Source organism: Arachidicoccus sp. (assembly GCF_050436765.1).
Classification (GTDB): domain Bacteria; phylum Bacteroidota; class Bacteroidia; order Chitinophagales; family Chitinophagaceae; genus Arachidicoccus.
This window is the reverse complement of record NZ_JBNQGD010000183.1, coordinates 1-7786: the sequence shown is the minus strand read 5'-3', so window position 1 is coordinate 7786 and position 7786 is coordinate 1. Positions and strand designations below refer to the sequence as shown.

Genomic DNA, 7786 nt, shown 5'->3' with positions numbered 1-7786 from the left:
GATATTTTCCATCTCTTTAATTTTAAAGAACAACTATCCAATATTATTTCGAATCAACCATTAATACAAATCATCCAATCGCGACTTTAAGTACTTATTTACACTTCGATTAGTACTGATCCAGGAAATAAGTACACCAAACACCAGCATACAGGCATACAAAAGGTAGTTTAATTTAATATCCTCTACCCTTCCTATTTCCGGGAAACGGTCCTTCGTCCAGTTAACTAAAATAACCATAAGTACAATAGCCACCAATGCACTTATAAGACCATTCAACACAGCTCGATTATTCATCGGCCTCGCAATAAACTTACGCGTAGCACCCACCATTTGCATTGTTTTAATCAGAAAACGATTACTATACATTGTCAATTTAATCGTGTTGTCGATACTTACCACTACCATCACACCCAAACCAATCATTACCACCAGAAATATCAACCCTAGCTTATTTACAATATTATTCATAGAACTCACGAGTGTTTTTGGGTAGTCTATCCCAGAGAGCTGCGAGCCGAATTGCTGCATCAAATCGTTGGATATTTTCGCCAAACTATCTTTGTTTACATATTCCGCTTTCGCATAAAAATTAATACTTTCGGGCAGCGGATTGTAATCCAAAATTTTGTTCCAATCTTCATTATTGTCCTGATTCCAAATTTCTTTAGCTTTTTCTTTGTCAATATAGCGTACATTTTTCGCATAAGGCTGTGTTTCTATATAATTTTGAATTTTCGCAATAGAATCTTTCCCCGCGATATTCAAATAAGCACATACCTCAATTTGCTCTTGAAAATTATTACCCATTGCTTTTAAATTCAAAAATATCCAACTCATCACACCCATCAATAGTAATACTACCGATATGCCAACGATGCTAAGGACTGAATTTGATTTCTTTTTTCGTTTGGGTATATTGATGTTTTCTGACATTGCCTATTTTTCAAGATAAATATATTAAAGTAGAAGCCAATAGTATTGAATGTAGTCTTTCTTTTCGAAAACCAAACCTCAAATTCCTAACGACTATTGCAAATTTAATCTTTACATACTAAACACGTACATTTGCAAACGAATTTTTAATATTCTTATATTTAAAAATATTTTCATCTTTTACTTTTAATTATTGACTTGGAAATGGAGTATAATTTTCGCCAGATTGAAAAAAAATGGCAACAGCAGTGGAAAAATACAGAGGCATACAAAGTAGATAACGACTTTGACAAGCCAAAATATTATGTGTTGGATATGTTTCCTTATCCAAGCGGTGCGGGCTTGCATGTCGGCCACCCATTAGGCTATATTGCCAGCGACATATTTGCAAGATTCAAAAGGCTAAAAGGCTTCAATGTTTTGCATCCAATGGGCTACGATGCATTTGGGCTACCAGCCGAGCAATACGCTATTGAACACGGCGTGCATCCTGCCGATTCAACTAAGAAAAACATTGAGACTTTTGAAGCCCAATTGAATAATATTGGCTTTTGCTACGATTGGTCCCGCAAGGTAAATACTAGTGAACCTAATTATTATAAATGGACACAATGGATATTTTTACAATTATTTCAAAGCTTTTATAACAGAACTTCTCACAAAGCTGAATCTATTCATGCATTAGAAGAGATCTTTTCTAAAGAAGGAAATAAAAACCACGAATGTCCCGGCAACGACGCTATTAAATTTTCTGCGGTAGATTGGAATAATTTTTCAGCAAAAGAAAAGCAGGATATTTTGATGAACTATCGTCTTGCATTTTGCGGCTATGGCGAGGTAAATTGGTGTGAGGCCTTGGGAACTGTTTTGGCAAATGACGAAGTGGTAAATGGCGTAAGTGAACGCGGCGGATTTCCGGTAGAGAAAAAGAAACTGCGTCAATGGTACTTACGTATCACGGAATATGCCGACCGTTTGCTACAAGGTCTTGAAACAGTAGAATTCAGCGATGCCATGAAAGAAATGCAAAGCAATTGGATCGGCAAAAGTTCGGGAGCGGAAATAACTTTTGAAATTAAAAGTGAACAACAAAAAGTAAAGAATTTTACGGCTTATACTACACGTCCGGATACCATTATGGGTGTAGATTTTTGTGTATTGGCACCAGAATTAGATTATATTTTAGACATCACTTCTTGTGCACAAAAAGAGGAAGTAGAAAAATATATCGCCTATGTAAAAAGCCGCAGCGAACGCGAACGTATGGCCGAAAAGCGCATTACCGGTTGTTTTACAGGTGCATACGCTGTCAATCCATTTGACGAAACAAAGAAAATCCCTATTTATATTTCCGAATATGTTTTAGCCGGTTATGGTACCGGCGCAATTATGGCTGTGCCTTGCGGAGACGAACGTGATTTTAAATTCGCACAACACTTTAATATTGCTATCACTAATATTATCGGTAAATATTTCGATGGCGAAACGGCCAATCCGACTAAAGAAGCAACGCTGGAAAATAGCGGTTTTCTCAACGGTTTACAAATGCGTAAGGCGATGGAAGTGGTAATTGAAAAGTTGGCAGAAAGTCAAATCGGCAAGCGCAAAATAAATTACCGCATGCGTGACGCGGCTTTTAGTCGGCAACGTTATTGGGGCGAGCCATTCCCAATTATTTGGAAAGACGGTATTGCCATCCCTCTGGATGACAGTGAATTGCCCTTATTATTACCAGAAGTAGAAAAATATGGCCCCGGCGCACATGGTGAGGGTCCTTTATCAAATATTGAAAGCTGGACGGAACGTGGTTTAGAAACCAATACAATGCCTGGTTATGCAGGTAGCAGCTGGTATTTCTTGCGCTATATGGATCCGCATAACAATACAACTTTTTGTGCTAAAAATATAAGCGATTATTGGAACCAAGTAGATTTATATATAGGAGGGACGGAACACGCGGTAGGACATTTGTTGTACAGCCGCTTATGGACAAAAATTTTGTTTGATTTAGGGCATTTGTCTTTTCAGGAACCATTTAAGAAACTGGTCAATCAGGGGATGATTCAAGGAAGTTCGAGGTTCGTGTATAGAGTTATTTACAATATTGAAGTAAATGCTCTAGACCTGAGTGAAAGTATGAGTGAGATTAATAAAAACAAAAAAGACTATTTAATATCAAAATCTTTATATGATTCTTTACTTAAAGGAAATACTGAAAACCTCATATTTACAAGTATCGTAGAAGGCTTAGAAAAGAAATATAACAGTAGAGGTTTTAAAATTACGGTTGCAAATATTGTTCCTCTTCACGTTGACGTAAACATTGTCGATGGCTTTGAGCTAGATATTGAAAAATTCAAACAGTGGAAAAATGGCGAGTTCGCCAACGTCGAATTTATTCTGGAAGATGGCAAATATATTTGCGGAACGGAGGTAGAGAAAATGTCCAAGTCAAAATTTAACACGGTTAATCCTGATGATTTGGTGGAACGTTTTGGTGCAGATACTTTCCGTATGTACGAAATGTTTTTAGGTCCTGTAGAACAATCCAAACCATGGGATACAAAAGGCATCGAGGGGGTACATCGTTTCCTAAAAAAACTATGGCGTTTGTTTTTTGATGAAATAAAAGGAAAAGTCTGGAATGAAGATCAACCCACAGATACAGATTTAAAAATTCTGCACAAAACTATTCAAAAAATAGAAAGTGACACCGAACGTTTTTCTTTCAATACTGCCGTTTCGGCATTTATGGTTTGTGTAAACGAACTGCAAGATGCTAAATGTCACAAAAAAGAAATATTAGAAAAAATTTTGGTAATGCTGACGCCTTATGCACCACATATTGCGGAAGAATTGTGGCATGCATTAGGAAATGTAAGCAGTGTCTTAGATGCAGCATTCCCCGTCTTTGAAGCAAAATATATTAAAGAATCAGCCAAAAATTACCCGGTAAGCATCAACGGTAAAATGCGCACCAATATGAAATTCTCGTTAGATGCGACACAGGAAGAAGTACAAAAAGCAGTTTTGGAAAATGAGGTAATTAAAAAGTGGATTGAAACAAACACCGTCAAGAAATTTATTTTTGTAAAAGGAAAAATGATAAATATTGTACTTTAAAAAAATTTCTATTTCTTAGCGACTTTTTCAACTGAGCTTGTTAAAGCACAATATGAATCTCCAAAAACGGTTTACAAAGCACCAAATCTGAAAGAGATTGGCAAGCTACAAAATTGTTGCAATATTGCCCTTTAGAACGAACATCTCTTGGAAGCTGGTACTATATTGTTACAACAATTTTAATAGGTGCCAGCAAAACCGCTTCAGGCACGCTAACCATGGAAATAGGTGATGGCAAAAGTGGAGATAATATTTGGCGATTTACTAAATCGATGAATGAATCACTATTTAGTTCCACCGATAATTTAGTGGGTAGGATGATGCGAAAAGTTTCCTGAAACTTCCCTTACGATCGATAAATAATAAGATATAGAAGATTAATAATAAAAATGCGCTTTGAAACAGGCGCATTTTTATTTCACTACAACCATCTTCTTACGGATTTCTTATAGCTTTTATATTCGCGTCCAAACTTTCTTCGCAAGTATCTTTCTTCTCTTTTTATGACATATAAATTAATAATGAGTGCCAATACCGGCATGACAATGAATGTCCAGAGATTGCCATATAACAGGGCGAAACCGAGATAAAGAAAATAAAATCCTATATACATGGGATTACGGCTAAATGCATATACACCGTTGGTTTGCAAAGTTCTCGCAGGTTTAATGGTAACGACACTATTGCAAGATCGAATAAACTGAACCCATGCTGGAATGACATGGGCAACTCCAGCAGCTACAAAAATCCAACCTACAATCAGTGCGCCTTGGGAATGCAAAAATGAAATATCAAATGGTGCAGCAGTTTGCAACAAATAAGAGAAAAAGAAAAATGCAATAAAAAATAAAGGTACAGGAATATAAATACCTGGATGATCTTGATTACTCATGACTTTAATTTTAAATTTAATAAAACCGAAGTCGCAATTATTAAATAGGCTTCAAGGCATTAAATTACAACATTTCAAGATCTCAAAAAAAATATTTTTTTGCTAAGCGGTTAGATAAATTTCCAGCAATCCATCTGGTAAACTTACATGGACTTCTTGCTTTTTCCGATCTATTTTATTTAAAGTTTTTTCGTGTAAAGGAACCAAAACTTCCTTCTCCTGATAAAGAATCCGCAATAAAACCTGATGTGGCTGTTCTATAACTTCTTCCACCTTGGCAAGTGGTTCGGCATCGTTAAAGACCATATATCCTATCAATGCTATGGGAGAAGCGGCATCTGCAATTTTCTCAAAATCCTCATGACGTAACCATACGTTTCTTTTAATAAACCGATGCGCCGATTCTTTCGAGTGAACTCCTTCGCACATTAAGAATAATTCATCCTTATTTTTAGCTGTCGCTTTTTCAATAAAATAAGGAATATAAACACCTTTGGCCTCCTCAATAAAGATGACCTCAATATCTTTAAAGATCACTTTTTTTGAAAGTGCATGTTGCACAACAATTTCACCATTTGTCCCGTGGGTTGCAACAATTTTTCCAATATGAATATAATCCACTATTACTAATTTTTATACAAAAATACAACGGTTAGCCACAACATCGTTCATTTGACTGATTCCCTATGCACTCCACTTCATGGGCGATTTCTAAAAAATACGAGTAAGCCCTTGCCGATTACCATTGCTTTAAGAATTGTTTCAATTCCCTATAACACAAAAGCCACAGATAAATCCGTGGCTTTTGAAGTTTCTTTTAATACTAAGCTTCGGTTGAAGGCGTTTCGTCAGTAGAGGTTTCTGCTGAAGGAGCCATTGCTTCTGCTTTTGGTGCTTCTTCAACTCTTTTCACTACGGGACGATAGCGACTTTCCCGCTGTTGTCTTTTGTGCTCTTCTTGACGTTTAACCACTGTTGCTTCATGTTCAGCATACCATTCTTGAAATTTGGTCATAGCTGCAGCTTCATCAAACAAACCTAATTTTACACCTCTCAACAAATGCTTTAAATATAAAACACCTTTGAATGATAAAATCGTGCGTACGGTATCAGTGGGTTGCGCACCTTTATGTAACCACTCTAATGCCTTTTGGCGATCTAACTGAATAGTTGCCGGAACAGTTAAAGGGTTGTAAGTTCCCAATTTCTGGATAAACTTACCGTCTCTTGGAGAGCGCGCGTCTGCTACTACAATAAAATAGAAAGGACGCTTCTTGCTTCCGTGTCTTTGTAATCTAATTTTTACTGCCATCTTAAATAGAAATTTAAAGGCTAAAGGATTTGGTTAAAAAAAATTTTGGAATGCGAAGGTAATTATTCATGTCAATTAATCCAAACAGAATCCCATTTTTTATTTTATCACACCCAATTCTTTACCAACTTTAGTAAATGCTTGTATTGCTTTGTCTAAATGGTGCTGTTCATGAGCTGCACTCATCTGTACGCGAATACGTGCTTGCCCCTTGGGCACTACAGGAAAAAAGAAACCAGTCACATAAATACCTTCCTTTTGTAGAGACGCAGCAAAGTTCTGTGCAATGGTAGCCTCATATAACATAACAGGAACAATAGGATGAATACCGGGCTTAATATCAAAACCTGCTTCTGTCATTTTAGTTCTAAAATATTTTGTATTGCTTTCCAATTTATCTCTTAACTCAGTGGTTTGGCTTAACATATCCAAAATAGCAATAGAGGCCCCAACAATACTAGGAGCCAACGTATTAGAAAATAAATATGGGCGACTTCTTTGACGTAACATTTCTATTATTTCCTTTTTCCCAGAAGTAAATCCTCCGCTCGCACCGCCTAATGCTTTTCCTAAAGTGCCCGTAATAATATCTATCTTCCCCATAACACCACGATACTCATGAGTACCACGCCCAGTTTTACCAATGAAACCCGACGAATGGCTTTCATCACTCATTACAATGGCATCGTACTTTTCTGCGAGTAGGACTATTTTATCTAATTGAGCTATAGTCCCATCCATAGAAAAAGATCCATCAGTTACTATGATCCTACTGCGTAAATGTGCGCTTTCCTTTAATTTTTCTTCTAAACTCTCCATATTATTATGCTCATACCTATAGCGCTGCGCCTTGCATAAACGCACACCGTCAATAATAGAAGCGTGATTTAATGCGTCGCTAATAATCGCATCCTGTTCACCAAACAAAGGTTCGAAAACACCACCATTTGCGTCAAACGCGGCCGCATATAAGATAGTGTCCTCTGTACCCAAAAAATCAGACAATTTATCTTCCAATTCTTTGTGAATATCTTGCGTACCACAAATAAATCTTACGCTACTCATGCCATATCCCCGCTTATCAATCGCTTGTTTTGCGGCTTCTAATACTTTGGGATGGGAAGACAGCCCTAAATAGTTATTAGCACAAAAATTCAAAACTGTTTCTCCATTAACTATAATTTCAGCACCTTGTGGGCTTTCAATTAAGCGTTCATTTTTAAATAAACCGGCAGCCTTAATTTCATTTAATTCGCTTCCGATTCGCTTTGCAAAATTTTCATTCATTAGTATAAGTTATTATTTAGAGGAATAAAGATAAAAACATTTCGGTTACAAATATAGCGTTAACGGTTGCGTGAATTATGGACGAATAGATTTTTAAGAATATATAAAGCCCCGCTTATGGGGGGCGGCTTCCGGATCAGGGTTAGCGGGGGGAGGTATAGAGACAGGGGGAGGTATGAACGCAAAAAACCCCCAGTAAACTAAATTACTGAGGGTCATTAATAAATATGGCAGCT

At 36.8% G+C, this 7786-nt stretch carries 7 protein-coding genes; 2 read left to right on the top strand and 5 right to left on the bottom strand.

Translation table 11 applies throughout. The features are described from left to right. Positions 1 to 60: 60 nt before the first annotated feature. A complete protein-coding gene (locus ACQR30_RS07950; protein ID WP_429733757.1) occupies positions 61 to 936 on the bottom strand; it encodes a cell division protein FtsX in 876 nt (291 codons plus the stop codon). Between the two features lie 204 nt (positions 937 to 1140). On the opposite strand from ACQR30_RS07950, the gene ACQR30_RS07945 reads away from it, so the two are divergent. Both ACQR30_RS07945 and ACQR30_RS07940 read left to right on the top strand, forming a co-directional pair. Next, the gene (locus ACQR30_RS07945) at positions 1141 to 4059 is read left to right on the top strand and encodes a leucine--tRNA ligase (protein ID WP_429733754.1); all 2919 of its coding nucleotides are present in this window, start codon (positions 1141 to 1143) and stop codon (positions 4057 to 4059) included. Between the two features lie 113 nt (positions 4060 to 4172). Continuing rightward, positions 4173 to 4397, top strand: a complete 225-nt coding sequence (locus ACQR30_RS07940; protein ID WP_429733751.1) for a hypothetical protein — start codon at positions 4173 to 4175, stop codon at positions 4395 to 4397. A gap of 83 nt (positions 4398 to 4480) precedes the next feature. Here the strand turns inward: ACQR30_RS07940 and ACQR30_RS07935 are convergent, their stop codons facing one another. The 4 genes from ACQR30_RS07935 to kbl all read right to left on the bottom strand — a co-directional run bounded on the left by ACQR30_RS07935 (position 4481) and on the right by kbl (position 7550). After that, a complete protein-coding gene (locus tag ACQR30_RS07935) occupies positions 4481 to 4951 on the bottom strand; it encodes a methyltransferase family protein (RefSeq protein WP_429733748.1) in 471 nt (156 codons plus the stop codon). Positions 4952 to 5053: 102 nt separating this feature from the next. Continuing rightward, the gene (gene rimM / locus ACQR30_RS07930; protein WP_429733745.1) at positions 5054 to 5572 is read right to left on the bottom strand and encodes a ribosome maturation factor RimM; all 519 of its coding nucleotides are present in this window, start codon (positions 5570 to 5572) and stop codon (positions 5054 to 5056) included. 202 nt (positions 5573 to 5774) lie between these two features. Beyond that, complete coding sequence (rpsP, locus tag ACQR30_RS07925) at positions 5775 to 6263, bottom strand: 30S ribosomal protein S16 (protein ID WP_429733742.1); 489 nt, start codon at positions 6261 to 6263, stop codon at positions 5775 to 5777. Between the two features lie 99 nt (positions 6264 to 6362). After that, positions 6363 to 7550, bottom strand: a complete 1188-nt coding sequence (gene kbl / locus ACQR30_RS07920) for a glycine C-acetyltransferase (RefSeq protein WP_429733739.1) — start codon at positions 7548 to 7550, stop codon at positions 6363 to 6365. Between the last annotated feature and the right edge of the window lie 236 nt (positions 7551 to 7786).

Bases quoted from the DNA above. Each gene is read 5' to 3' on its own strand.
- ACQR30_RS07950 (WP_429733757.1), bottom strand. From the start codon at position 936: ATGTCAGAAAACATCAATATACCCAAACGAAAAAAGAAATCAAATTCA.
- ACQR30_RS07945 (WP_429733754.1), top strand. From the start codon at position 1,141: ATGGAGTATAATTTTCGCCAGATTGAAAAAAAATGGCAACAGCAGTGG.
- ACQR30_RS07935 (WP_429733748.1), bottom strand. From the start codon at position 4,951: ATGAGTAATCAAGATCATCCAGGTATTTATATTCCTGTACCTTTATTT.
- rpsP (WP_429733742.1), bottom strand. From the start codon at position 6,263: ATGGCAGTAAAAATTAGATTACAAAGACACGGAAGCAAGAAGCGTCCT.
- kbl (WP_429733739.1), bottom strand. From the start codon at position 7,550: ATGAATGAAAATTTTGCAAAGCGAATCGGAAGCGAATTAAATGAAATT.